Raw genomic sequence first — 24,780 nt, forward strand, 5'->3', positions numbered from 1 at the left:
TCGTCGCGGATATTAACATATCATTAGCATTTTAATGCTAAAAATTTGACAAGTTGAGAAATAGTAACTAGCGATAAATATTAAGTGGTTGGATAGGCTTGCTAAGAGGAAGCAATGTATTTTTCAACAGGGGAGTTTTATGCTGTTTTGTACTGATTGATACGGTTAATGATACGGTTAAGAGGAGGTATCCTATTCTTGTGGATACCTCTATGCAATTATGTTGTAGGTGAACAACTGCAGATCTTACAACTAACTTGCTTTGGCAGTTTCATCTCTCGAAACTCCATGGTCATAGCATCGATCATCAAAATACGCCCGGCTAAGGTACGGCCCATATTAGCAATGACTTTGACTGCTTCCACGGCTTGCAAACAACCTATCATTCCGACTACGGGGGCTAAAATACCTGATTCGACGCAGCTGAGTTGCTGCTCACCAAATAGCTGGCTAAAGCAGTGGTAGCAAGGCGTTTGTGCTTGATAGTCAAATACTGTAACCATACCTTCCATGCGGATGGCAGCTGCTGAGATCAGTGGCACTTTGTGCTTAAAGCAGCTTTGATTGAGCTGCTCACGTACCATGACATTGTCGGTGCAATCCATCACAATTGAGTGCTGTGCAACCAATGATTCAATTTCATGATCATCTAGCACTGCATTGATAGTATCGATTTTAATATGTGGGTTTAAGCCTGTTAACGTCTCTTTAGCTGAGTCAACTTTAGCTTGGCCAACATTGGCATCTTGATGTAATACTTGCCGCTGCAAGTTAGACACCTCAACCGTATCAAAGTCGACTAAGGTGATGGCTCCTGCACCCGCTACCGCCAAATACTGACTGGCAGCGCAGCCCAAGCCGCCAGCACCGATGATCAACACCTTGGCCTGCTTGAGCTTCTCTTGTCCCTCAAAGTCCATCGCTTTGATAGAGATTTGACGGCTATAACGCAAAATTTCTGCGTCAGTTAAAATCTCATCTGTATCAGTCAGTTCACTCGACATTGCTATATGTTCTCTTAAGCCAGTACGCTATTGAAAGGTTCGACGGTAACTTTTTCGCCAGCACTGATGCCATCGCAATCTTGCTCTAAGATGATAAAACAGTTAGCGAGTGTCATTGAGGTCAGCATGCCTGAACCTTGGCCACCAGTTACTGCCACTTGTGCTTCACCTTGCTCGTTATAGCTCAAAACGGCACGTTGATACTCAACGCGTCCTGGGAACTTGCGAATATCTTGGGTTAAAGTGGCTGATAGTGTTACTGGTTTTACTTGTGGCAAGCCCTGCATCTTCTGTATTAGCGGCCAAACAAGCTTATAGAATGTCACCATGGAGGAGACTGGGTTACCGGGTAAACCACAAAATACTGCGTCACCTAAGTGACCAAATGCAAAAGGCTTACCTGGTTTAATCGCTAGTTTCCAGAAAGTGATTTCACCCTCTTCATCGAGGATCTGCTTGGTGTAATCGGCGTCACCGACTGATACTCCACCAGAAGTCAGCACCATATCAGCCTGAGCTGCTGCAGTTTTAAAAGCTTGGCGAATGGCTTCTTTGTCATCTTCGATAACACCAAGATCTATCCATTCGACGTTTGCACGGCTGAGTAGCCCTTGAATGCTGTAGCGGTTTGAATCGTAAATTTGTCCAGGAGCAAGCTCACTGCCAACAGGGCGCAGTTCATCACCTGTTGAAAAAAAAGCAACTTTAAGCGGGCGATATACTCTTAACTGGCTCGCGCCTATGGTTGCTAGTACTCCCATCTCTGCGGCACCAATGAGAGTGCCAGCTGAGAGTACCTTAGTGCCAGTGCTAAGTTCTTCGGCGCGATAGCGCACGTTTGCGCCTTTGGCTTTTGGTGCTTCAATACTGATGTTGTTGCCATCAGCTGTGACTTTCTCTTGCATCTGTACTGTGTCATAGCCAGCAGGTACTGGTGCGCCCGTCATGATGCGGATGCAGCCGCCTTTTACGCATTGTCCGCTAAAAGGATGTCCTGCAAAAGAATCACCGACAAGAGTTAACGGCGTACCTGCATCTAAATCATCAAAATTGAAGGCGTAGCCGTCCATTGCTGAGTTGTCGAAAGGAGGTAGGTCGACATGAGAAGCAAGATCTTCAGCTAAGACGCGTCCTAGGGCTTGTGTCAGCGTAACGACTTCAGAATCTGTGGTTGGCTGCACTTGTTCTAGTAATTTTACAATCGCTAGCGAGGGATGCATTAGGCTAGGTTGTTTACACGGGTCTGCATGAGTCTGCATCTATCTATCCTTGAGGCTAAATTAGCGTACGTTAATTAAAAACGAATATAACGCATTATGCCACGGTGATTGCAGATGACTATGATCTGCTCGGCAGTTTTAACAGCTGATAGTGGCTTTATTATTATTTTTATCGAATTTAGCCTTGGCTAGCTACCGGATTTAGTCATCTCTTGTTCCTCTATCTATAGGCTAGGGGCTGATTCCTTTAATATTTTCTAAGTTGGCAGCCATGTATTAGCTGTTACTTTTTTATGTAAATGAAAACCATTATTATTTATTAAACAGTAACTTAAGTAAATTTTATTGCAATTTTAAGCTAGCTTGATAACAATAGCGGCCATAAACAGATACCCTGAGGAATTAAGATGTTGGCCCAGAAGATGATTGACCAGTTAAATGACCAGATCAACATGGAGTTTTTCTCCTCTAACCTGTACCTGCAGATGAGTGCATGGTGTGAAGATAAAGGTTTTGAAGGCGCAGCTAAGTTCATGCGTGCCCATGCTGATGAAGAGATGGGGCATATGCACCGTTTGTTCACTTACGTAAGTGAAACTGGTGGAATGCCGCTGCTTGGTACCATTGAAGCGCCACAAGCTGACTTCCCATCGCTGTTAGCGTTATTCGAATACACCTATGAGCATGAGCAGCTAATCACTAAAAAGATTAACGAACTTGCTCACGCTGCATTCACTAACCAAGATTACTCAACGTTTAACTTTTTGCAGTGGTATGTTTCTGAGCAGCACGAAGAAGAGAAGCTATTTAAATCAATCGTCGATAAGATCCGTTTAGTCGGTGAAGATGGCAAAGCATTGTTCTTCGTTGATAAAGACTTAGCGCAAATGGCAATTGAAGAGTCTGCCAGTGTGATGACTAGCACCGCTGAATAACTGACTCTTTAGCGTGATAAAAAAGAGCAGCCTAGCTGCTCTTTTTTATATATTGGTATAGCCTAATTTACCGATGCCAGTGCTTTACGATCTATTATGCGGTTGATTGCCGTTTCATTTTCAAGAAAGGTCAGCAGGTTCTCGCTAGATAAGGGTTTTGACATTAGGTAACCCTGGGCGTAATTGCAGCCTAATGATTGTAAGAAGTCCCACTGCTCTTCGGTTTCAATGCCTTCGGCAACCAGCGTCATCTCTAAACTTTGCCCCATCATAACAATGGCTTTAACGAGCTTAGCGTCGGACTGACTGACTGTAGCATTGTCGATAAAGCTCTTATCAATTTTAATGACTGAAATTGGGAACTGGTTGAGATAGCTTAATGCAGAGTAGCCAGTACCGAAATCATCAAGATAGATATCAACGCCTAAGTTTCTAATAGATTGCAGGATCTCTAAGCTGTAGGGTTTATCTTCTATCAATAAGCTTTCAGTGATCTCAATATGCACATAATGTGCTGCAATTTTATGGCGTAGTAATGCTTCCTCAAGAACTTGATAAAAGCTCAAACCGTTGGAGTTTATACACTGACGGCCGGAAACATTAATAGCGATTTTTAGCATATGCCCTTGTGCATGCCAGCTAGACAGATCTGCGAGTGCTTGGTTTAACACCCATTCGCCTAGCGGTTCTATAAGTCCAGTCTCTTCAGCGATGGGAATAAATAGCGCTGGAGAGATAATGCCAAATTCAGGATCTCGCCAACGGATAAGCGCTTCTACACTGGATACTGTGCCGTGAGTCATATCAACTACAGGTTGATACTCCAAATAAAACTCAGACTTCTTAACCGCCTTTCTTAGCCTCTGTTCAAGCTGCATTCGTTCTAGCATCTCAACATTCATCTCAGGCGAGAAATATTGGAAGTGAGCGCGACCATCACGTTTTGCTTGGTACATGGCTGTTTCTGAGTTTCGCAGTAGCATCTCAATATCTTGGCCATCTTCAGGGTAGAAAGCGATGCCGACGCTGGCGGAAATATTACTTTCAATAGCATCAAGTTTTAACGGTTGAACTAATACATCTACTAATTTGTGTGCCAGCTGTTCTGCAGTTTCAATGGCATTATGTTGCGGTGAGATAATGACAAACTCATCACCACCAAAACGAGCAATAGAGTCTTCTGGCCCGAGTACGGATTCAAGTCGTGTGGCTGACTGCTTTAAAATCTCATTGCCAGCTGCGTGGCCATGTAATTCATTAATGAACTTGAAGCGATCTAAATCGATAAAGAACACTGCCACCTGAGAATTTGTTTGGCTGGCACCATCAATAGCGTGCTGCAGTCTAGATGAGAACTGATGTCTGTTGGGAAGCTTAGTTAACGAGTCATAATTACTCTTGTACCAGAGATCTTGTTCATACTGTTTGTGGTTACTCACATCCAAAAATAGCCCTATGTATTGGCTTATTTGGCCTTGAGCATTCTCAACTGCGGTTATTGATAGATATTCTGGGTAAACATTACCATCTTTACGTTTGTTCCAGATTTCACCTTCCCAATGGTTGGTCGTCGTTATCGAATGCCAAAGCTGGCTGTAGAACTCTGGTTGATGGTGGTTAGAGCTAAGCACACTCGGCTTTTGTCCTTTTACCTCTTCAAGTGTATAACCCGTAATTTTGGTAAAAGCGGGATTAACTAACTCAATACGGTTATCGGCATTGGTGACCATAATGCCTTCGGATGAATGCTCAAATACCGCAGATGCTTGCTGCAAAGAGGTTCTGGCGAGCATGCGCTCGCTTAACATCTGGTTTAGTGCGGTAGATATCTGGGTTAATTCATCGTTCCCTTTAATCTCAATGTTCAGCTGTAGATTAGGATCCTTTGCCATCTCTTCGACATCATTAACTATGGTCGTAATCGAGCTGATAAGGCTATTGGCGATGTATTTACCTAAGATAAACACCATGTAGAAAACCAAAACACCACTAAGAAAACTAATATACAGTGACGACACAATTAGCTGTTTTTGAACATCACTTTGACGGGCTATTTTGTGGGTCAATTGGATGTTCATTTGGTGCAATAAGCTTATTCGATCGCTGGCGGTAGCCCACCATTGTTTACTGCTAATTAACGGTGCTTGGTGTTGCAGTTGCTGCAGAGCCTGCTGCATATCGGCATATTGTTCGGCTAGCGAACTCATTGGGGCTGGCTGCTGTAGATTCTTACTTGCTTGCAATAGATGTTGGTAGTAGGTATCGGTAGTGCGCTTAATTGTCGCTATCAGAGCCGATTGCTGGCTGGTTAGGTTATCTCGGCGTGCAACATTTTCGAGGGCCATATTTAGCTCAAAATGGTGCTGTTCGAAATTGAGTTGATATTGAGGCATAGCTGTCATTAAATAGCGATTATAGTCATAGGTTAAGCCCTTATACCCCATTAGTTCACTGAGCTTGTGGGCTTGCTCTATGAGTTCAACCTGCTGCTTTAACTGTTGTAATAATACTCCGACTTGCCGCTGCTCCGGGCTTTCAATTATTTGATTTAGTTTGCTGCGATTTTCATTTGTCATCGCTACGCTTGCATTCTCAACCGTATTTTCCAGTCGGTGAGTGATGTTGTCGATGGCTTCGTATGAGTCTGCGTTTAAGGTGGGGGCCGACAGTAATTGGTTGACTAAGCCGCGCTCTTGCCCTGCAAGTTCTTGAGCTTTTAAGATATTGACTAAATCAGCCTGTATCATTTCCAGGTAGGAGTCGTCACTTTTAAAACGTAGCTGAGAGATAAAGCTAATCAGCTTCTGATTTAGTTGGGAATAATAGTTAAAGTAATCACCACCATTAAGCTTGATTACTTGCTGACGCATCTTGAGTAGTTGTTGGTGTTCATCACTGCTGCGACTGAAGCGGGTTTGTAATAGGTGATAAAGCTCACGATCGTCTTTAGTGGTATCAAGAACCCTTTGCAATGCTTTGTTCTGTAGCAAACTTTGCAGTGCTAGGTCTGTTGCCAGCCACTGTTGTTGTAGTTCAGAGCTAAACTGCTTGCCTTGACTGCTGAGATAGCCTGCCGACAGGCCACGCTCTTTTTGCAATTCAAAAAGAATGTTTTCTATATCGAGAGTTACTTGGGTGGTAAACGAATTGGCAGAAGCGTCTTGGTATTGCTGGTAGAGCGAAACGGAATGTAGCCCGGCAAACACCACCAATATCAGCATTGGTAGAGAGGCGATAAGAAATAGTTTCTGTTTTAAGCTCAGGTGGCTTAATAGACTTAACATTCGGCGACAACCTTTTCACGTAACAGTTTGACTGTTAAATATGTTGTTTTAATCTTAAAAGTGAAGATAGGAGATTAAAAAATTGCGCCAAATAATAACCATATTCAGAATGTGGAGTCTCAGTTAATTCATCAAAGTCTAATCTAGGTCACGAATTTAACTAATAGTGTCAAAATCGTGGCTAATTCTCTCTTCTTATTCGTAATTATTTTGCCACTGTCAATTACCGAAAAAGGTGATAAATGCGTGTTTACTAAATTATTTCTCCGTTAAGCTAATACCAATTGCATTAAGTATTTGACCAGTTCAGAGCCCCTCAGTCTTTTCAATTCAAAGCGCATTGGTAAAGAAATGGTTGTTCCCTTTTAAGCCAATGCAAAGCAGAAGTGGAAAGACTGAGGAACTCACGTAGTGTGGGTTTCAAAACGCTGTATGATTCGCTATGGGATTTGGATATACGACTAAATGGATTTAGGAGGTAGAGCGAAGCAGGATGCCAGAGCCGAGAATAACTATTAGCTCAAATCCCACTACTTTCCTACAGCGTTTTGAATTCCCGCTGAATGGTCAAACTTTTAATGCAATTGGTATAAGGCTAAGTATTGACTGATGTATAGCTTACTCGTACAAAAAAGGTCATGCAGTAGGCATGACCTTTTTTGTTTCAATAGCATAACAACATACTGAAGTTACACTGTGATTTAGATTATTGTGAGTTACGATAAGCCACAATATCTTCAATGGTCAGTACTGGCATATTATGCTGTTGACCAAATTCGACGATTTCAGGTAGGCGTGCCATGGTGCCATCGGGCAAAGTCACTTCACATAGAACACCGAAAGGTTTAAGACCTGCGAGCTTCATCAAGTCGACAGTACCTTCGGTATGACCGCGACGCTCTAATACACCACCTGGACGAGCACGAAGAGGATAAACATGGCCTGGACGAGCTAAATCGCCAGGCTTGGCGCCATCAGCAATAGCAGCTTTTACCGTGGTAACACGGTCTGCAGCCGAAACTCCTGTAGTGACTCCCTCTTTAGCTTCGATACTGACGGTAAACGCAGTACCGTATTGGCTGTTGTTATCAACAACCATAGGTGGCAGTTCAAGCTGAGTGATGCGCTCATCGGTTAGGCATAGACATACAATGCCGCTGCACTCTCGAATAAGTAGCGCCATCTGCTCATTGGTAAGGGTTTCGGCGCTATAGATAAGATCGCCTTCGTTTTCTCTATCTTCATCATCAACCACTAACACTCCTTTGCCTTCGCGAAGGGCGGTAAGTGCTGCATTGACGCGTTCGATAGCGTTGCCATAAGGCGCTAGTAAAGACTGATTCATGGTAAACATCCTTAAATAAACTACATTGGGTTGCCAGAATCAGGGCGTACAGAAAATGACACCTGCATCATAGATAGATGCATGTGCTTAATAAGAGGTGAATTCAATTTTGTTCAAGCAGGCTGCATTAGGGGATCTGCACGCGGCAAAACACACTGAAGCAGCTTGTAAAAGCAAACTTGTTCAATCTTATATTCTCTTTCATCCGGACTTAGTACACGCAATGCACATAGTGCGCAGCAGTATTCATTACCGTCGGCTCTGGAGTAGGTGCAACCTGTAAAAGGTCTGTTTACCAGATCTGCTTGACCCTACTAGTGGACATCTTGTCACTATCAGTAGGCGCTCGCGGGCTTTTATGAAGCTGTATAGCTACAACTTACATAACTTACCGCCGGTGGGGAGTCACACCCCGCCCTGAGAATTATGTTGATTTCTGTTTGATAACAGATAAACGCCGCTATGTTGCGTCAATTTGATTAAAATGACAAGCTGGGGATCTGACAAATGTGGTGGGGGTAGAGAACTTGTTTACTGACGAACCCGCCATGACTTTATGCTGACAAGGACGCCGCGAATGAAATTAATGTTAGCCCTCACACTAAGCACCTTTTTGCTATTTGGATGTAAAAACATGATCCCTAAGACTGAAATCGATGCCCCCATTGCGGAAAAAATACCTCATAGCATGACCTTACATGGTGAGACTCGGGTCGACGATTATTACTGGATGCGCGATGATGAGCGCAAAGACCCTAAGATCATTGCTCACCTTAATGCTGAAAATGACTACACCAAAGCGCAATTCAAACCTTATGATGGCCTTAAAAAACAGTTGTTTGAAGAGTTAGTGGCGAGACTTGATAAGGATGAATCAAGCGTACCTTATTTCTGGCATAAGCATTGGTATTATCGTTATTACAAAGAAGGTTTTGAATACCCCATTGTTGCTCGAAAAACAGCGATTGATAGTAATGATGAGTTGGTGCTGCTTGATGTGAATGAGCGAGCTGCAGGGCACGATTTCTATGGTTTAGGTGGTGTATCTGTTAGCCCCGATGAAAGCAAGCTAGTGTTTGGTGAAGACTTACTGAGTCGCCGTATTTATAGCCTCTATTTTAAAGATCTTGTCAGCGGCGAGCTGATAACAGATAAGCTCGAAGGCACCGATGGACGAGTGGTGTGGGCTAATGACAACCAGCATCTATTTTACATCGCCAAAGATCCACAAACCTTATTAGGCTATCAAGTGTTTCGCCATAAGCTTGGCACCGCACAAGCTGAAGATGTACTGGTGTATGAAGAGCAAGATGACACCTTTTACATTGGCCTAGGTAAGTCGCTAGATGAAACCGAAATAGCCTTATACGCTGAGAGTACCATTACCAGCGAAGTGTTAATGCTTGATGCTAATGCGGCCTTGGCTGAGTTTAAAGCGGTATTGCCACGTGAAGAGGGCCATGAATACTCAGTCTCTAAGTTGGGAGAGACTTACTACATCTTAACCAACTGGCAAGCGAGCAATTTTAGACTGATGAAGGTCGCAGTCGATAGCGCAGCCGATAAACAGGCTTGGCAAGATGTGATTGCTCATGATCCTCAGTCGAGAATTGAAGACGTTCTACTGTTAACACAATACATGGTGGTGCAAACTCGTGAGCGTGGCATTAGCCGAATCCATGTTTATCCCTTGAAAGATAAAGATTTTGATATGAGTGCTGGTGTCGAACTTGAGTTTAATGATCCCGCCTATGTGGTTGGCTTCGATGTTAATGCGAGTCAGCAGAGCGATAAGCTTAGGCTGTATTACTCAAGCCCAACCACGCCTGAGTCGGTTTATGAATATGATCTTACTCAACCCAATCAGCGCCAATTGCTCAAGCAAGAAAAAGTGCTTGGCGGCTTTGATGCAACGCTATACCAAGCAGAGCGGTTATTTGTAAAAGCCCGTGATGGAAAAGAGGTACCAGTGACACTGGTTTACCGTAAAGAGATGTTTAACAAAGATGGCACTAATCCATTATATCAATATGGCTATGGTTCCTACGGTTATACGGTAGAGCCTGATTTTAGCTCTTCTATTTTGAGCTTACTGGATCGTGGCTTTGTTTACTCGATTGCCCATGTTCGTGGTTCAGAGATGCTTGGCCGTGGTTGGTATGACGATGGACGTATGCTCAATAAGCAAAATAGCTTCAATGATTTTATCGATGTGACTCAAGCATTAACCGCACAAGGTTATGGCGACAAAAACAAAGTGGTTGCTGCAGGTGGCAGTGCTGGTGGCCTGCTCATGGGCGGCGTAATCAACCAAGCCCCACAAAGCTACTTTGCGGTGGCTGCGCACGTACCGTTTGTTGATATCGTAACCACTATGCTGGATGAAACTATTCCACTGACCACAAACGAATACGACGAGTGGGGCAACCCAAATGAGAAGGTCTACTTTGACTATATGCTGAGTTACTCGCCTTATGATCAAGCTAAAGCGCAGGGTTATCCACATCTGCTAGTCACCACAGGCTTACATGATTCACAAGTGCAGTACTTCGAGCCCGCTAAATGGGTCGCTAAGCTGCGTGACATTAAAACCGACGATAATTTGTTACTGTTTGATACCGATATGGAAGCAGGGCACGGTGGCAAGAGTGGCCGTTATCGCCAATATGAAGACAAAGCACAAGAGTACGCTTTCTTCATCGGTTTGCTCGGTTTAGATAAGGCAAAAGCTAACTAGTGGCAGCTGAGTCCGTCTGGTATCTGTATATGGTGCGCTGTGCTAACGGCCACCTATATACAGGAGTAACCACCGATGTCGCACGGCGTTTTAGCGAGCATCAAAGTGGCAGCGCTAAGTCTGCCAAGTTTTTGCGCGGTAAAGGCCCCTTAACTTTAGCCTACTCGGAAACTGTAGGCAGCCGCAGTGAAGCACTAAAGCGTGAGATTGTCTTGAAGAAATGGCCTAGGGCTAAGAAGCTGGCGTTGATAGAAAGCCGCTAGCCAAGCTAGCATTGTTGTTATTGTAGAATCATGTTTGCAGCGACAGCTAACAATAATACTGCGAAAATTTTCTTTATAACTGATACCGGTAGGTAGTGGGTCGATTTGGCGCCTAAGGGAGCGGTAAACCAAGAGGTGCAAACAATACCGAATAGAGCGGGTAAATACACAAACCCTGCAAAACCGTCTGCTAAAGCAAAAAGGTGACTTCCAGCGCTGATGTAACCTATTGAGCCAAATAATGCGATAACAATCCCGCAAGCGGATGCACAGCCGATGGCCTTTTTCATGTCGAGTGAGAAAAACGTCAACAAAGGCACCAAGAGTGCACCGCCACCAATCCCTATCATGGCTGACAAGCTACCTGTGATCGTCGTCAAAACAGTTAACAAACCCTTATGAGGCATTTTTCGCTCAGTGCTAGAGTGACTTTTATTACTGTAAAGCATCTTAAAAGCAATCAGCACTACACTTACGGCAAACACAATACGCACAATTTTTTCTGGCAATAGCGAGGCCATAAAGCCGCTGATAAGTGCGCCAAGAGCAACTCCTACCATAACCCAAGGCGTTAGGTTCCACGGCACATTACCATTCTTGTGATGAGCGATTGCCGAAGATGTAGAGGTAAATAAAATTGATGCTAATGAGGTGGCAATTGCGGCAATCATCACTTGTTCAGCCGGTAAAACTTCAAAATGAAGTAAAATGCTGCTTAGCACTGGCACAATAACTAGCCCACCACCAATACCTAGCAGGCCCGCTAAAAAACCAACTCCACAACCTAGCAATGCGCAGTAAATAACCAACAATAGCAACTCACTCATTCAGTTTATCTCTTTATATAATTAGAAATAGCGTGCTAAGTTAATTAAATTGCGCTCGCTTCAAGTTAATTAATATAACTGACATCCGACTAATTTTTCAAACTAAATGGAACATGAATATCACTCATGTTGAGCGTGAATTAAAAGCGCTATTGTTAATGCGTTGAAACAAGTATAAATAGATTCTAATATTTAAGTTGTCATCATTACCGTTGTTCTTTGTTTAAGTCATCAGTAATAAATATTTAAAGCTGAGAGGGTTTGAATAGAGTAAGTAAGACCTATCAGGGTAAAAATAAATTTAACTTTATCTCAGTAAACAGGATACCGAATCACAATGAGTAATCACTTTAACTTTGCCATCAAGAGCATTTCTCTCGATGAGAATTATCACCCTGCAAACAGTACTCGCATCACGACCAACTTTGCTAATTTGGCTAGAGGCGACCGTCGTCGCGAGAATTTGAGAAATGCCCTGAAAATGATAGACAATAATTTTAATGCCTTGGCTGGTTGGGATAATCCTAATGGTGACCGGTATTCTGTAGAGCTAGAAATTGTCTCTGTTGACATGGATATCGAAAGCGGTGGGCAGGCCTTCCCATCAATTGAAGTGTTGAAAACCAATATTATTGATCATAAAAATAACGAGCGTATTGAAGGTATAGTTGGAAATAACTTTTCCTCTTATGTCCGAGATTATGATTTCAGCGTATTATTATTAGAACACAACAAAGGTAGATCAAATTTTAGTATTCCAAGTGGTTTTGGTGAGTTACATGGAAATTTATTTAAATGCTTTATTAACTCCGATATATACAAACAGAATTTTAATAAACTGCCAGTTATATGCCTCAGTGTTTCAGATAATAAAATATATACGCGCACTGAGAATCAACATCCAATACTAGGCCTTGAATACTTACCCAATGAATCTTCTTTGACTGAACAGTATTTCAAAAAAATGGGGCTGCAGGTTCGCTATTTTATGCCAGCTAATAGTGTAGCCCCGCTAGCGTTCTATTTCTTTGGTGATCTGCTTAGCGATTACACTAATCTTGAGCTTATCAGTACTATCAGCACGATGGGGGCTTTTCAAAAAATCTATCGACCTGAGATCTACAATGCTAATGCTGTAGCGGGTAAATGTTATCAACCAAACTTGAAGAACCTAGATCATTCATTAACTCAAATTGTTTATGACCGAGAAGAACGCAGCCAGTTGGCGATTGAGCAAGGAAAGTTTGCAGAAGAGCATTTTATCAAACCATACCAAACAGTGCTTGAGCAGTGGTCTGCAAATTACGCTTAATAACAAACCTAAATAGACAGTAGCAATTATTATGAAAAAATTATTACCGACTTCAACTGCTGGCAGTTTACCTAAACCCGCTTGGCTGGCGCAGCCAGAAACACTTTGGTCACCATGGAAATTGCAAGATGAAGAGTTAATTGAAGGCAAATTCGATGCATTGCGAGTGTCATTGCAAGCTCAACAACACGCTGGCATCGATATTGTCAGTGATGGCGAGCAAACGCGTCAGCATTTTGTGACGACCTTTATCGAGCATCTTAACGGCGTGGATTTTGAGAAACGTAAAACGGTTAAAATTCGTGACCGCTATGATGCAAGTGTGCCGACCGTGGTTGGCGCAGTTTCTCGTCAAAAGCCGGTTTTTGTAGAAGATGCTAAGTTCTTACGCCAGCAGACCAAGCAACCCATCAAGTGGGCGCTGCCAGGCCCCATGACAATGATAGACACGCTGTATGATGATCATTATAAAAGCCGTGAAAAACTCGCCTGGGAGTTTGCAAAAATTCTCAATCAAGAAGCCAAAGAGTTAGAGGCAGCAGGGGTTGATATTATCCAATTTGATGAGCCTGCATTTAATGTCTTTTTTGATGAGGTAAATGATTGGGGGATTGCCTGTTTAGAAAGAGCAATAGAGGGGCTTAAATGCGAAACGGCAGTTCACATCTGTTATGGCTATGGTATTAAAGCCAATACCGATTGGAAAAAGACTTTGGGGACAGAGTGGAGGCAATACGAACAAGCTTTTCCTAAGTTGCAGAAATCGAATATCGATATTATCTCTCTAGAATGCCATAACTCTCATGTTCCACTCGAGTTACTTGAGCTTGTTCGAGGGAAGAAAGTGATGGTAGGGGCGATTGATGTAGCAACCAGCACCGTTGAAACACCAGAAGAAGTGGCTAATACCCTACGAAAAGCACTCGAGTTTGTCGATGCTGAGAACCTCTTTCCGTGCACTAACTGCGGTATGGCACCTTTACCTCGGCATATAGCAACCGCCAAGCTAAATGCTTTAACTGCAGGAGCTGACATTGTTAGAGGAGAGCTGTCAGCCTAACTAATGCTAACTCGTGATAACTGAGTCAGCCTGGAGTCTGTATCTGGAGTACAGCGCCCAAGCCGGTCAAGTTTCTGCGTAGTAAAGGTCTAATAACATTAACTTACCTTGAAACGGTTGGCTGTCGTGGAGCCGGTTTTATAGTGGGTGTAGTTCAGCGCTACAGCATAAAGCTAGGTTTGAGCAACTTTGTGGCGCGATTACGACTCTTTCTCAAGGTGCTTCGTACGCCGATGGGGAGGTTTTTCTAAGGGAATAACAGCTGAACCCATGGGTGGACTTGCCGCGTGTCACAGCAGTATCTGCACCCAGGACATTGGAAACCCAGATGCTGGGAGTTGAGCCGACGATTCAGAATAACGGGACTAGATGGTTTGAAATTATCGAACCTCAGCTGATAATTCAGCTGAGGTTCTCAAAGGGTGGGCTGGGCGCTGTTGTACCTAAACACGCTCTTGGTCGGCATAACCGACCATTAAGCACATTAATCGACGACAGCACCCACGCCGGGAAGGAATACTCCTTCACTAAGCTAATAATAGCTCAGTTTTTCAGAGTTGCTATAAAGAGAGAGTTTTAACCGCTCATGTTGAAGCTTAATCCCACTTGATGTTGGCTTAGTTCATGCTCACTGAACCGTTAATATTATCGACGCTCAAATCGCCACTACCAGCTTCAACGATGCTAAGCCCTTTGGTGTTGTCGACTTCGATATCACCTGAACCATCATCAATAACAACGTGACCATTGACGTTGGTTACTGTCATATCGCCTGAGCCGTCATCGATGCTGGTGTCGCCTCCGATGCCGTTTAGGTTGATTGAACCAGAACCATCTTCCAGAGTTAGTTTACCTGTGGTGTTAGTAATCGATACAGAGCCTGAACCGTCTGTGATACTTAGATTATGTCCACCTTGAATTGAAAGGTCACCAGAGCCATCTTCAAGCTCAATATTGGCTGAGACATTTTTAATTTCAATGTCGCCAGAACCATCGTCTATTTTCAGTATCATATCGGCAGGAACTTGAATGGTGAGGTCGATATACGGCGAGCGACTAAAATTGATATTACTGTCAAACTCGGCAACTAATTTAGCATTGCTGCCGCTTTTCTCTAGTGTTAAGTCGGCTTTAATATCACCATAAGTGTAGATATCAGCTACCACGGTGATTTGGGTTAATCCGGTCACGCCTTGGATCTTTAAATCTCCTGCGCCAGTATTAGCGACAAATGTATCGATACCCGCAGCTTCAATCTGGATCTGCTTTTTCTGATGATCAAGTGGGCCAGCGCTAGCGCCATTTACATTGATGATGCAACCCGATAGCGCTAACGTTATGATTGCCGCAAAAAGACTAGAGGCTAATTTCATAAGACGATGTCCTTATTATATTTTTTAGAATCAATTGTGTATTTAAAGTTATGACCTATCTAAGCAGGTAGCATGCCAACTTGTTATCTACTTGTTTTAATTGTGATGTTTTATTGTTATCTTGGCTGTTGGTGGTGAATTAACTCAAAAAATTGGCCAAAATCGACATTGTTAGTGATTTTACTTAATCGTTTATTACTGCTGAGTTTTTCGGTTATAGCCTAGTTCAGTCATAGAGGATGGAAGCAAAAATGGATTATTTATCTGTAAATCAACAAGGTTGGGATCGACGAGTGCAAACTCATGTTACCTCTGACTTTTACGATGTCGCTGGGTTTTTAACGGGTAACAGCTCACTGCAAGAGATAGAGTTAGCTGCGCTGAATGTAGAGGGGAAAAGTCTGCTACATCTGCAATGCCACTTTGGTTTAGACACCATGTCATGGGCACGCTTAGGTGCAAAAGTAACCGGTGTCGATCTCTCTGGCGCAGCCATTGAGCAAGCTAAATCATTAGCCATTCAAGCTAAGCTTGATGCGGATTTTATTTGTACCGATGTCTATCAGGTGACAGAACAGGTAGCAGGTCTGTTTGACATTGTTTTTACCTCGTACGGCGCCATTGTTTGGTTGCCAGATCTAAATAAGTGGGCGCAAACCATAGCCAGCAAGCTTAAAGCGGGTGGTCAGTTTTATATGGTGGAGTTTCACCCCGCACAGGCAGTGTTTGACGGTTATAGCTATTTTCATCAAGATGAGCCAGATGTGGAAGATGAGCCGACTTACACTGAGAATGCAGGTGATGAAACGGAGACCTTTATGAGTTGGCCGCACTCTCTTGCTGATGTCATCAATGCACTGATCAGTGCTGGTATCGAAATCGACTCATTCAATGAATTCGATTTTAGCCCATACAACTGTTTTGATGGACTTACAGAGTGAAACGGTTGAGTGTCACTTTACCTCAGGGGACAGCGCTGCGCTCACGTTACTTTGTTGAGCAGCAAGGGCAACGCTTACCGCTGACCTATGCTATATCGGGCTATAAGAAGGCCTAAGTTCGATTTTTAACACAAAAACAGCGCCATTTGGCGCTGTTTTTGTTTGAGCTATATCTTGGTATTCATCATAAAAACCAGAGGATTAATTACTTCTTAATACTGGGTATTTTAAATATTGGTTGTCGTAATAGGGACTGCGCTGATAGAACCAACGCAGACGCGCCTTTGGATCGGCGGCAAACGCTTCATCCTTAAGCGCTTCATCGAATGCTGCTTGCAGCGCTGGATCTTGTTTTAGCATCTGCGCTGCTAATGGCTCAACCGCATAGTTCTCGATGTATTCGGTACGAGTGAAAATAGGGTTAAAGAAACCCCATTGAAAAAGCGAGTCTGGTGATTGTGGCTCCAGTAGCAAGATTGCAAAATCGCCAAGCGGTTGCTGAGTATCTATTCGCACAGTCCCTGCAGGTAAACTCGCCTCGATGTTTTGGCTGCTCACTTCAGCTTTTACTCTTTGATGCCCCTCGTAATCTTTACTGCCAAACTTGGGAGCAGTAAATTGGTATTGCTGCAGCTTTTGCTTACTGGGTTTGTTGACAGTGGTCATGCGTATACCGTGCACGCTTAGGCGTTCAATCACTTCTGTCCACTGCGGTGGTACGTAGTAAGCCGTTGGCCGATTCACTTTGATATCGGCTTTAGTACCACCTATAACTGGAAGGTTAGGGTACAGCTTAGGTTCGCCATTCCAGCGAACAATCTCATTGCCACTGATTGCACTTTGCTGCATCGAATAGCCGATACCTTTGAAGTCCCAGCCTTTTTCTTGCTGCTCTTGCTTCCAAGTGAGGGTCACCCGTGGTGAGTAACGATATTTGTCTTGCTGGATCGCCGATTTAAGTTTTGTTGATTGGTCACCGATGGTTTTTAGCGTCGCTTCTAACATCACATAAGTGCCGAGCACGCGTTGCTTGAACGGTTTTAAACTGTGATTTTCGATCAAAATTGTTGGCAGGTGGCGTGCATCGCCGTAACCATTAGAAAATCGTGGGCTAGCGTTCCATAAAGACATGCCTTTAGTGATGTCGGTATTGTCGATTGCGAACACTAATGGCCCCGGAACATGTCCCTCAGCAGTCAGTGCGGCTTCAATCGCTGGGCGGTAACTGTTTTCTAACCACTTAAAACTCGATGGACTTTGTCCTTGTGCCAAGTTATAGCCAAAGGTGACATCGTATTGATAGTCGATACCATCGGTTACGTGTACGTCGATGTATAAGTCAGGTTGCCAAATATTAATAGCGCGTAGCATATGCTGCATCTCTAAGCTATCAGCTTTGGCATAGTCACGATTAAGGTTGAGGTTGTTAGCGGTAGTGCGCCAACCCATGTTAACTGGCCCTCTTTGGTTAACTCGATTGTATTCGGTAGAGCGCTCATGGCCGTCAACACTAAAGATAGGCACGAATAGCAGATTGGCGTTATCAAGCAGTGCCGTTTTGTCACCAATGACAATATCGCGCAGCAGCATCATACCTGCGTCTTTGCCGTCAATCTCGCCAGAATGAATGCCGGCCTGAACTAACACGCTTGGTTTGTTATTTTTTAGTAGAGTCGCTGCATCTTCAGCGCCTTCTTTCGAAGCGACGATCATCCATATATCGCGTCCTTGTGGGCTTTTACCTATGCTGACTTTTTTGAGCATATTTGTCTGGCTAATCAACTTATCTATCCATGCAAAAGTGTCATCATAATTTGGACTGGTTTTAAGACCATTTTGTTCAAAAGGAGTAGCCCATTCACTATCTGGCGCTGCCAGCAGTGCTTCGCTTTTACCATGCCACTCAATGATAGGAGGTAAAATGGCGTCATTAACGTAAGTGGTGGCTAATTGAGGGGGGGCATGGTGTTCGGCGGCAAGAGTGCAAAAGCTAGTGACAGCAACGGTAGCGACTGCGTAGCTTGTTAAAGTGGGCAAAAAGCGCATGGTAAGGCATCCATCTGTAAGATAAATTTAGAATTATTATAAGAGGCTTATATTTCACCAAAATGCTAACAAGTGCAACTAGATAACTGTGTCGAAATATGCGTTTTTAGCGCTACGTTGACTATTCGATTGCAGCCTAACGCTCACATCCTTATGAGCGCTCGTCTTGGGCGTTTATATGAAGGCTTAAATTATTGGAAAGCTTAATGCAATTTATATAAGCGTCGTTCTAAGCCAAAGCCGACAATCCCCGCTGCAAAAAATAGCACCCCCAATAGCTGTAGCCATGCATTTATTGCTCGTGGTACCGAGACCTCTTTATCGAGAGAGTACATGCGTTTTCCACCGTCAACATCGACATTAAATCTTTGGCTTCTGTTGTCAGTCGTTAGTAGAAAGTGGTCATCTCTGCGCTTAGCAATTTCAACTCTTTTTTGCTCTCTAATGGAGTAGCTATTTTCAACTGTTGCATCCAATGTTCGGCTCCAAGAGGAATAGATATCGAGTGGTTCACCAGGCTGTACCACTCCTAGCGATTGATATTGATATTGATTCTCTGAGAATATTTGTCGACTGTAACCCGCATAGAAGGTGGTTACACCTAAAACAATTAGCGCAGACGCCAGATAGAGAAAGCGCCTTAATGAAGCTACCTTCATGTTATCTCTCTGAGACAAAATCGCCTCGATATCGGCAATTTGGTTAAGCTGTGGACGGTGCTTCTGAGTATCAATGCCTCCAAGAAATTCGGTTGTGTTGACCGATAATGCGGTCAGTAAACTACGGAATACGTCATTTGAGGGGATCGATTTGTCGTTTTCCAGTTTTGATAGATATGATTGTTCAATTCCCATCATTTCGGCCAACTCTGGTTGGCTTAAGTCTCGCGCCGTACGGTAGTGTTTTATCTGTTTACCTAATGTCATACATCAATCCTTTGTTATCCGTATTAAGTGAATACCTTGACTAAACAGGGACTACTCTTGGCTATTCACGGATAAATATGAAGAGGAATATAGCAGCATAACAAGGAATATTAGCGAAATCTTGTTTTAGCGTGTTGAATGATTTTTGGTGTTTTCGCCCAAGCTGACTAGCACGGTATTAATGGTAGGTTTTGATGATAGTGGTTTATGTAGTGTTACCAATTTGCTTGGCTAATTATGATGGGAGGACGAGCTCTGTGGAATCGTAGCCTAAAGAATAGGTTCTCCAGTGTGAAGAACCTACTCTACTCGCGAACTAACTGACTTCGACCTCTGCTTCATCTTCGAAGATGGCTTCTATGGGGATCTGAAACAAACGGGCGACTTTAAACGCGAGTGGTAAACTGGGATCGTATTTGCCTTTCTCTATTGCATTGATCGTCTGCCGTGACACTTCCAGCTTGTCGGCGAGATCGGCTTGGGTCCAATCGCGCTCCGCTCTGAGTATTTTTAAGCGATTTTTCATCGGTAGGCCAACCTTCCTTTAATAATACCAACCATATAGGTTAAGGCGATAAGCGCTATCAGGTATGCGCTATTCAATGGCGGTACAGTACCTGTATTTGCCAGTATTGAATAGCTTGAAAAGCTAATAATGGCGACTCCAACAGCCAGTGCTAATGCATCTAGCTGCACTTTTCGCTCCATTTCATCAAGCTGAGTTAGAAAGTTTTTATAAGTGAGTAACATGGCGATGCCAATCATGCTATGCACCGCAAAGGCAATGATTAGCAGCAGTGTATTATCTAATACACCAGTTTCACCCAGATAAGTACTGAGCATTAAAGTGAGTGCCCAAAGTAGCGCGAATAGATTCACGCGATTGGCATTTTTTAAATCGCGCTTGGGCAGCCCTTTAGCGCAGATTGCATTTAAAATAGATTTCATTGCACAGTTCCTTTTGTTTTGTCTAGCTTGTAAAGTGAGCTTTACTTTAAGTTAGGCCTACTTGATATGTAAGTCAAGTTTCTTTTACTAAAAGTCAACTTGGCTTTACCTGTTGAAGGTGATTAGGAATATTTTTTAAAGGGCGAATAAGGATGTTGAGTACAAAAAAAATCCCAATTTAGCAGGGCTAAATTGGGATTTTAAGCGCTTACGCTTATGTTAGAACATTAAGCGTTTGGCCCTGCATTCTTGATTGAATCAGGCACTTGGTATTTTTCAAAGTTCTTCTGGAAGCTTTCAGCTAGATGTTGTGCGAATTCGGCATACTGCTGTTTGTCTTCCCAAGTATTAATTGGGTTGAGTAAGTTGCTGTCTACGCCTGGAATTGCAACAGGTACATGCAGGTTTAGCTTTTCAAGATACTCTGTTTCAACATCCTTTAGCTCACCGCTTACGATTGCATCGACAATCGCACGAGTAGTTGGAATGTCAAAACGCTTACCTATGCCATGGGGTCCACCCGTCCAACCAGTGTTGACCAAGTAAACTTGGCTACCGAAAGACTCGATACGCTTCATCAGTAGTTCTGCGTATACGCCAGCTGGACGTGGGAAGAATGGTGCTCCGAAACAAGTCGAGAAAGTAGACTGAATAGCGGCTGTTGAGCCCATTTCAGTTGAACCCACTTTAGCAGTGTAGCCTGACAAGAAGTGGTATGCAGCTTGTTCTTTAGTCAGCTTAGACACTGGTGGTAACACGCCTGACACATCACAAGTTAAGAATACGACTGCATGAGGTTCTGCACCGCAGTTTTCCTCTTTACGTTGAGCTATGTGCTCAAGTGGATAAGCGGCGCGGGTGTTTTCTGTTAGCGTTGAGTTCGTGTAATCCGGTACACGATTCTCATCAGTCACTACGTTTTCAAGTACGGTACCAAAACGGATAGCATCCCAAATAACAGGCTCGTTTTTCTGGCTAAGGTCGATACATTTTGCGTAGCAACCGCCTTCAATGTTGAATACGCCACCAGGTGCCCAACCGTGCTCATCATCACCGATAAGGAATCGCTTAGGATCTGCAGAAAGTGTGGTTTTACCTGTGCCAGATAGACCGAAAAATAGTGTGGTATCGCCGTCAGAGCCTACGTTAGCAGAGCAGTGCATGGGTAATACACCTTTCGCAGGTAGCAAAAAGTTTTGCACTGAGAACATAGACTTCTTCATCTCGCCAGCGTATTTAAGGCCAGCAAGCAGTACTTTACGTTCTGCGAAGTTCAAGATAACAGTGGCATCTGAATGAGTGCCATCGCGCTCTGGATTACACACAAACCCTGGTGCATTGATGATCTGCCAAGTGGGCTTATCTGCTGCATTAAACTCTGTCGGAACGATGAAAAGGTTACGAGCAAATAACTGATGCCACGCATATTCAGTTGTTACCGTCACTGGTTGGTAATGCTCTTTGCTAGCACCCACCTCCAGGTTTGAAACAAACGTGTCTTTGTCTGCAAGGTAAGCTTCAACGCGATTCCAAAGCGCAGTAAAAGCATCGGCTTCAAATGGCTTGTTGACTGGTCCCCACTCGATATCAGCTTCTGAGCTTGGCTCTTTCACGATAAAGCGGTCGTTAGGTGAGCGACCTGAGCGTTCGCCAGTTTTTGCAACTAAAGCACCGTTTGCGGTCAACTCGCCTTCACCGCGTGCTAGCGCAAGTTCGACTAATTGGCCTGTAGAGAGGTTAAGGTACTCGCGGTTTGATCCATCCGCCATGGGTAAGGTCTCCATCTTTAGGGTCGTTTTATGTGCCGGTCTATGGCGCCAGCTATTTTGTCTGGGGCGATTGTAACGTATGCGCAATTGAATATGTGGACTAGATCAAAAAAAATACTAAAAAGTGATCATCAAACTGAAATCTTGCTGTGATCCTTGGTAGGAAGGTCATACCAATTACGATTTAAGGACAAAAAAGGCGCTCAATGAGCGCCTTTAATCGATAAAACTATGGAACGGTAGCTTACTGGGTTGTACCGCTATTGGGTGCCACTGCATAAATAGCTTCGACATCAATTGCGTCGAATACATATTTACTATTGCAGTACTCACAACCCATCTCAATTTTACCTTGTTCGGCAATAATTGAATCAATCTCCTCTTTTGCTACAGTGCGGATAGCTTGTGCACTGCGCTCTTTTGAACAGGTGCAATTAAAAGTAATCGCAACTGGCTCAAACAGACGTACCTCTTCTTCATGGTAGAGACGATGTAGCACCTCTTCCGCTTCAAGAGTAAACAGTTCCTCTTGCTTAACCGTTTCGGTTAACACTGAAAGGTGTTCGAACTCTTCATTGTGGTTACCGTCAGTGGGCAATACCTGTAAGAACATACCTGCAGCTTGTTTGGCATCGGCAAATAATTTTATCTTGGTTGGTAGCTGCTCTGACTGCTCAAAGTAAGCCTCTAAACACTCACTCAATGTTTCTTTGTCGAGTGCAACGACACCTTGATAACGTTCGCCATCATCGGGTGTTAACGTAATGACCATATGGCCTTTACCAAATAAAGATTGCAGTTGTGCATCTGCAGCAATGTCGCCATCCCAGCGAGAAACGCCGCGCAATTGCTGCAAGTTATTGCCGTTGATAACTGCAAGTGATACTGGGCCATCGCCCTGTAGTTGAATGCTAATATCGCCGCTAAACTTTAAGGTTGCTGTCAGCAGTGAAGTTGCCGCCATAAGCTCGCCTAATAAGTGTTGAATAGCAACGGGATAGTCATGCGCAGCTATTACTTCTTGGTAGCTCTTCTCTAGTTGCACCAATTCACCGCGCACGCTGGCATTGTCAAATAGGTAACGGTATAAGTTGTCTTTAGTCATTTCGGTATTCCAGTGTTAGCTTTCTTTAAAGCGCATAATTTGTCGACGTTGTTTCTTATCGGGCTTCTGCTCTGGAGCCGGATTATGAAGAATATTCAAGCGTCTTTGCTCGGCATAGGTCTCACGTTTCGCTATGCTCTGAGGTGTTTCTTGGTAAAGGGTTTGCGCAATTAACCCTTTTTGGCGTTGTTCTGACAATTTAACAATGACGATCTCTTTTTCGTCATAACCTTGTCTTAATCTAATGGTGGCACCGACCTCAGCATACTTACTCGATTTGGTGCGCTGGCCGTTGTAGTGTACTTTACCACCATTAATCATCTCTTTTGAGATGGCGCGAGTCTTATAGAAGCGCGCAGCCCAGAGCCATTTGTCTAGCCTGACTTTTAATGCCTGCTGCTCGTTGTCAATCATGAGCGACTCCAGTGGTAGATTAACCTTTATTAAAGTAGGGGTAAGTTCACAAGCTGAGTATTAATATACGAATCTTTACATCTCGACACGCAAAATAGTGGCAAGCTTCACACCCTTTTTAGGCGCGTAAAGTTAGCATATTTGGCCTATTATCGCCAACATTGCTGCTGTTATGGGCTTGTTGCAGATTGCAGTGTGGGTTAGCATGAGTCAGGATTTGCTAAATTATCATAATCAGAACAGAGACCTGTGCAGAGGGTCCACATAAATATGGATTTATTAGATAAGTTTTTAACTAAAGCAGCAGGTGTGCCCCAAAAGCCTGTTAGCTCAGCGATATTTACTATCGGTATTGTGCTAATGCTATTTCTTTTAGCACAGATTACATGGAAGTTAGTTCCTGAAAATTCAGCTGTTTCTCGCTGGACGCCGACGCCTGCCTCATCGACATCTTCTAGCTCAGCTAATATTTCTGGGGTTAAAGCATTGAGCCTATTTGGACGAGCTGATAGTAGCTCTTCTAAGCCTAAAGCGGCGCCTGTAGAAGAAATTATCACTGATGCACCGAAAACTTCGTTGTCGATTCAGTTGACAGGAGTGGTGGCATCGACCACTGAACTTAAAGGTCTAGCGGTTATTGCATCGAGTGGTAGCCAAGAAACTTATAGCTTAGGCGACAAGATTAGAGGTACCTCTGCATCGTTGAAAGAGGTTTATGCCGATCGCATTATTATCACTAATAGTGGTCGCTATGAAACCTTGATGCTAGATGGACTCGAATACAACACTAAAAGTAATGCTAATCAGCAATTACAGAAGGCTAAGAGCTTACCAAAAGGTAAAAGAGTCGATCAGCGTCAAAATCGTGAAGTAGCCCGTGAGTTAGGCGAATCTCGAGCTGAAATTTTGGCTGACCCGAGCAAGATAACTGATTACTTAGCCATCTCGCCGGTTAAAAGTGGTGGAGAGCTGGCGGGTTACCGACTCAATCCCGGAAAAGACAGAAAACTATTTACCGAAGCGGGTTTCAAGCCAAATGATTTGGCTAAATCACTTAACGGTTACGACTTGACCGATATGGGTCAAGCGCTAGAGGTTATGGGGCAGCTACCAGAGATGACTGAAGTTGCCTTAATGGTTGAGCGTGAAGGTCAACTTATCGAAATTATGTTTAGCTTGCCGCAATAAAAGAGCAGCAACCAATAACAATAAAGGCTGCTGCAATAAATAATTGAGCTTGCCGCAATTAAAGGTTTTAGGGGAAGTAATAC

General features: G+C 43.6%; 18 protein-coding genes, 2 pseudogenes and 1 riboswitch. Of the genes and pseudogenes, 7 read left to right on the forward strand and 13 right to left on the reverse strand.

The features are described 5' to 3' along the window. Nucleotides 1-218: 218 nt before the first annotated feature. The gene (gene moeB / locus SWP_RS00780; protein WP_020910392.1) at nt 219-1,004 is read right to left on the reverse strand and encodes a molybdopterin-synthase adenylyltransferase MoeB; all 786 of its coding nucleotides are present in this window, start codon (nt 1,002-1,004) and stop codon (nt 219-221) included. 14 nt (nt 1,005-1,018) lie between these two features. Continuing rightward, nucleotides 1,019-2,263, reverse strand: a complete 1,245-nt coding sequence (moeA, locus tag SWP_RS00785) for a molybdopterin molybdotransferase MoeA (protein WP_020910393.1) — start codon at nt 2,261-2,263, stop codon at nt 1,019-1,021. Nucleotides 2,264-2,631: 368 nt separating this feature from the next. Between moeA and ftnA the strand changes: the two genes are divergently transcribed. Then, nucleotides 2,632-3,159 (forward strand): non-heme ferritin, encoded by a 528-nt coding sequence (ftnA, locus tag SWP_RS00790; RefSeq protein WP_020910394.1) that lies wholly within the window; start codon nt 2,632-2,634, stop codon nt 3,157-3,159. 62 nt (nt 3,160-3,221) lie between these two features. On the opposite strand, the gene SWP_RS00795 is transcribed toward ftnA, so the two are convergent. Further along, nucleotides 3,222-6,443: an EAL domain-containing protein gene (locus SWP_RS00795; RefSeq protein WP_020910395.1), complete on the reverse strand. Its 3,222-nt coding sequence runs from the start codon at nt 6,441-6,443 to the stop codon at nt 3,222-3,224. 706 nt (nt 6,444-7,149) lie between these two features. Next, entirely contained in the window at nt 7,150-7,788 is a 639-nt protein-coding gene (gene ribB / locus SWP_RS00800) for a 3,4-dihydroxy-2-butanone-4-phosphate synthase (protein WP_020910396.1), read from the reverse strand. A gap of 189 nt (nt 7,789-7,977) precedes the next feature. After that, a riboswitch (FMN riboswitch) is annotated at nt 7,978-8,217 on the reverse strand. Between the two features lie 148 nt (nt 8,218-8,365). Between ribB and SWP_RS00805 the strand changes: the two genes are divergently transcribed. Together SWP_RS00805 and SWP_RS00810 are read left to right on the forward strand one after the other, a co-directional pair. Continuing rightward, nucleotides 8,366-10,525: a S9 family peptidase gene (locus SWP_RS00805; RefSeq protein ID WP_020910397.1), complete on the forward strand. Its 2,160-nt coding sequence runs from the start codon at nt 8,366-8,368 to the stop codon at nt 10,523-10,525. 11 nt (nt 10,526-10,536) lie between these two features. Then, a pseudogene (locus SWP_RS00810) lies at nt 10,537-10,788 on the forward strand (GIY-YIG nuclease family protein); the annotation flags it as partial. Nucleotides 10,789-10,805: 17 nt separating this feature from the next. Here the strand turns inward: SWP_RS00810 and SWP_RS00815 are convergent. Next, entirely contained in the window at nt 10,806-11,615 is an 810-nt protein-coding gene (locus SWP_RS00815) for a sulfite exporter TauE/SafE family protein (RefSeq protein ID WP_020910399.1), read from the reverse strand. A 337-nt stretch (nt 11,616-11,952) separates the two neighbouring features. Between SWP_RS00815 and SWP_RS00820 the strand changes: the two genes are divergently transcribed. Together SWP_RS00820 and SWP_RS00825 are read left to right on the forward strand one after the other, a co-directional pair. Further along, entirely contained in the window at nt 11,953-12,927 is a 975-nt protein-coding gene (locus tag SWP_RS00820) for a DUF1852 domain-containing protein (RefSeq protein WP_020910400.1), read from the forward strand. Between the two features lie 31 nt (nt 12,928-12,958). Beyond that, entirely contained in the window at nt 12,959-13,987 is a 1,029-nt protein-coding gene (locus SWP_RS00825) for a methionine synthase (RefSeq protein ID WP_020910401.1), read from the forward strand. A gap of 617 nt (nt 13,988-14,604) precedes the next feature. Here the strand turns inward: SWP_RS00825 and SWP_RS00835 are convergent. Beyond that, nucleotides 14,605-15,360 (reverse strand): DUF4097 family beta strand repeat-containing protein, encoded by a 756-nt coding sequence (locus tag SWP_RS00835; RefSeq protein ID WP_020910402.1) that lies wholly within the window; start codon nt 15,358-15,360, stop codon nt 14,605-14,607. 251 nt (nt 15,361-15,611) lie between these two features. Here SWP_RS00835 and SWP_RS00840 point away from each other — a divergent pair. Beyond that, nucleotides 15,612-16,417: pseudogene (locus SWP_RS00840) on the forward strand (class I SAM-dependent methyltransferase). 85 nt (nt 16,418-16,502) lie between these two features. Here the strand turns inward: SWP_RS00840 and SWP_RS00845 are convergent. The 7 genes from SWP_RS00845 to hslR all read right to left on the reverse strand — a co-directional run bounded on the left by SWP_RS00845 (nt 16,503) and on the right by hslR (nt 23,509). Beyond that, nucleotides 16,503-18,347, reverse strand: coding sequence for a M14 family metallopeptidase (locus tag SWP_RS00845; protein ID WP_020910405.1), 1,845 nt, complete (start codon nt 18,345-18,347; stop codon nt 16,503-16,505). 203 nt (nt 18,348-18,550) lie between these two features. After that, the gene (locus tag SWP_RS00850) at nt 18,551-19,273 is read right to left on the reverse strand and encodes a helix-turn-helix domain-containing protein (protein ID WP_020910406.1); all 723 of its coding nucleotides are present in this window, start codon (nt 19,271-19,273) and stop codon (nt 18,551-18,553) included. Between the two features lie 316 nt (nt 19,274-19,589). Continuing rightward, on the reverse strand, nt 19,590-19,799 hold the full coding sequence (locus tag SWP_RS00855) for a helix-turn-helix transcriptional regulator (RefSeq protein WP_020910407.1): 210 nt from the start codon (nt 19,797-19,799) through the stop codon (nt 19,590-19,592). Next, on the reverse strand, nt 19,796-20,221 hold the full coding sequence (locus SWP_RS00860; protein ID WP_020910408.1) for a hypothetical protein: 426 nt from the start codon (nt 20,219-20,221) through the stop codon (nt 19,796-19,798). Before SWP_RS00860 ends, SWP_RS00855 begins: the two co-directional genes overlap by 4 nt. Nucleotides 20,222-20,448: 227 nt before the next feature. Beyond that, a complete protein-coding gene (locus tag SWP_RS00865) occupies nt 20,449-21,990 on the reverse strand; it encodes a phosphoenolpyruvate carboxykinase (protein ID WP_020910409.1) in 1,542 nt (513 codons plus the stop codon). 244 nt (nt 21,991-22,234) lie between these two features. Next, nucleotides 22,235-23,095, reverse strand: coding sequence for an Hsp33 family molecular chaperone HslO (hslO, locus tag SWP_RS00870; protein WP_020910410.1), 861 nt, complete (start codon nt 23,093-23,095; stop codon nt 22,235-22,237). Nucleotides 23,096-23,110: 15 nt separating this feature from the next. Next, entirely contained in the window at nt 23,111-23,509 is a 399-nt protein-coding gene (gene hslR, locus SWP_RS00875) for a ribosome-associated heat shock protein Hsp15 (protein ID WP_020910411.1), read from the reverse strand. Between the two features lie 270 nt (nt 23,510-23,779). On the opposite strand from hslR, the gene gspC reads away from it, so the two are divergent. Next, entirely contained in the window at nt 23,780-24,697 is a 918-nt protein-coding gene (gspC, locus tag SWP_RS00880; RefSeq protein ID WP_020910412.1) for a type II secretion system protein GspC, read from the forward strand. Nucleotides 24,698-24,780: the final 83 nt, after the last annotated feature.

The organism is Shewanella piezotolerans WP3 (assembly GCF_000014885.1).
In the GTDB taxonomy this organism is placed as follows: Bacteria; Pseudomonadota; Gammaproteobacteria; order Enterobacterales; family Shewanellaceae; genus Shewanella; species Shewanella piezotolerans.

What these genes read in the sequence shown, in the direction of transcription:
- moeB (WP_020910392.1), bottom strand. Translation starts at nt 1,004, where the DNA reads ATGTCGAGTGAACTGACTGATACAGATGAGATTTTAACTGACGCAGAA.
- moeA (WP_020910393.1), bottom strand. Translation starts at nt 2,263, where the DNA reads ATGCAGACTCATGCAGACCCGTGTAAACAACCTAGCCTAATGCATCCC.
- ftnA (WP_020910394.1), top strand. Translation starts at nt 2,632, where the DNA reads ATGTTGGCCCAGAAGATGATTGACCAGTTAAATGACCAGATCAACATG.
- SWP_RS00795 (WP_020910395.1), bottom strand. Translation starts at nt 6,443, where the DNA reads ATGTTAAGTCTATTAAGCCACCTGAGCTTAAAACAGAAACTATTTCTT.
- ribB (WP_020910396.1), bottom strand. Translation starts at nt 7,788, where the DNA reads ATGAATCAGTCTTTACTAGCGCCTTATGGCAACGCTATCGAACGCGTC.
- SWP_RS00805 (WP_020910397.1), top strand. Translation starts at nt 8,366, where the DNA reads ATGAAATTAATGTTAGCCCTCACACTAAGCACCTTTTTGCTATTTGGA.
- SWP_RS00815 (WP_020910399.1), bottom strand. Translation starts at nt 11,615, where the DNA reads ATGAGTGAGTTGCTATTGTTGGTTATTTACTGCGCATTGCTAGGTTGT.
- SWP_RS00820 (WP_020910400.1), top strand. Translation starts at nt 11,953, where the DNA reads ATGAGTAATCACTTTAACTTTGCCATCAAGAGCATTTCTCTCGATGAG.
- SWP_RS00825 (WP_020910401.1), top strand. Translation starts at nt 12,959, where the DNA reads ATGAAAAAATTATTACCGACTTCAACTGCTGGCAGTTTACCTAAACCC.
- SWP_RS00835 (WP_020910402.1), bottom strand. Translation starts at nt 15,360, where the DNA reads ATGAAATTAGCCTCTAGTCTTTTTGCGGCAATCATAACGTTAGCGCTA.
- SWP_RS00845 (WP_020910405.1), bottom strand. Translation starts at nt 18,347, where the DNA reads ATGCGCTTTTTGCCCACTTTAACAAGCTACGCAGTCGCTACCGTTGCT.
- SWP_RS00850 (WP_020910406.1), bottom strand. Translation starts at nt 19,273, where the DNA reads ATGACATTAGGTAAACAGATAAAACACTACCGTACGGCGCGAGACTTA.
- SWP_RS00855 (WP_020910407.1), bottom strand. Translation starts at nt 19,799, where the DNA reads ATGAAAAATCGCTTAAAAATACTCAGAGCGGAGCGCGATTGGACCCAA.
- SWP_RS00860 (WP_020910408.1), bottom strand. Translation starts at nt 20,221, where the DNA reads ATGAAATCTATTTTAAATGCAATCTGCGCTAAAGGGCTGCCCAAGCGC.
- SWP_RS00865 (WP_020910409.1), bottom strand. Translation starts at nt 21,990, where the DNA reads ATGGCGGATGGATCAAACCGCGAGTACCTTAACCTCTCTACAGGCCAA.
- hslO (WP_020910410.1), bottom strand. Translation starts at nt 23,095, where the DNA reads ATGACTAAAGACAACTTATACCGTTACCTATTTGACAATGCCAGCGTG.
- hslR (WP_020910411.1), bottom strand. Translation starts at nt 23,509, where the DNA reads ATGATTGACAACGAGCAGCAGGCATTAAAAGTCAGGCTAGACAAATGG.
- gspC (WP_020910412.1), top strand. Translation starts at nt 23,780, where the DNA reads ATGGATTTATTAGATAAGTTTTTAACTAAAGCAGCAGGTGTGCCCCAA.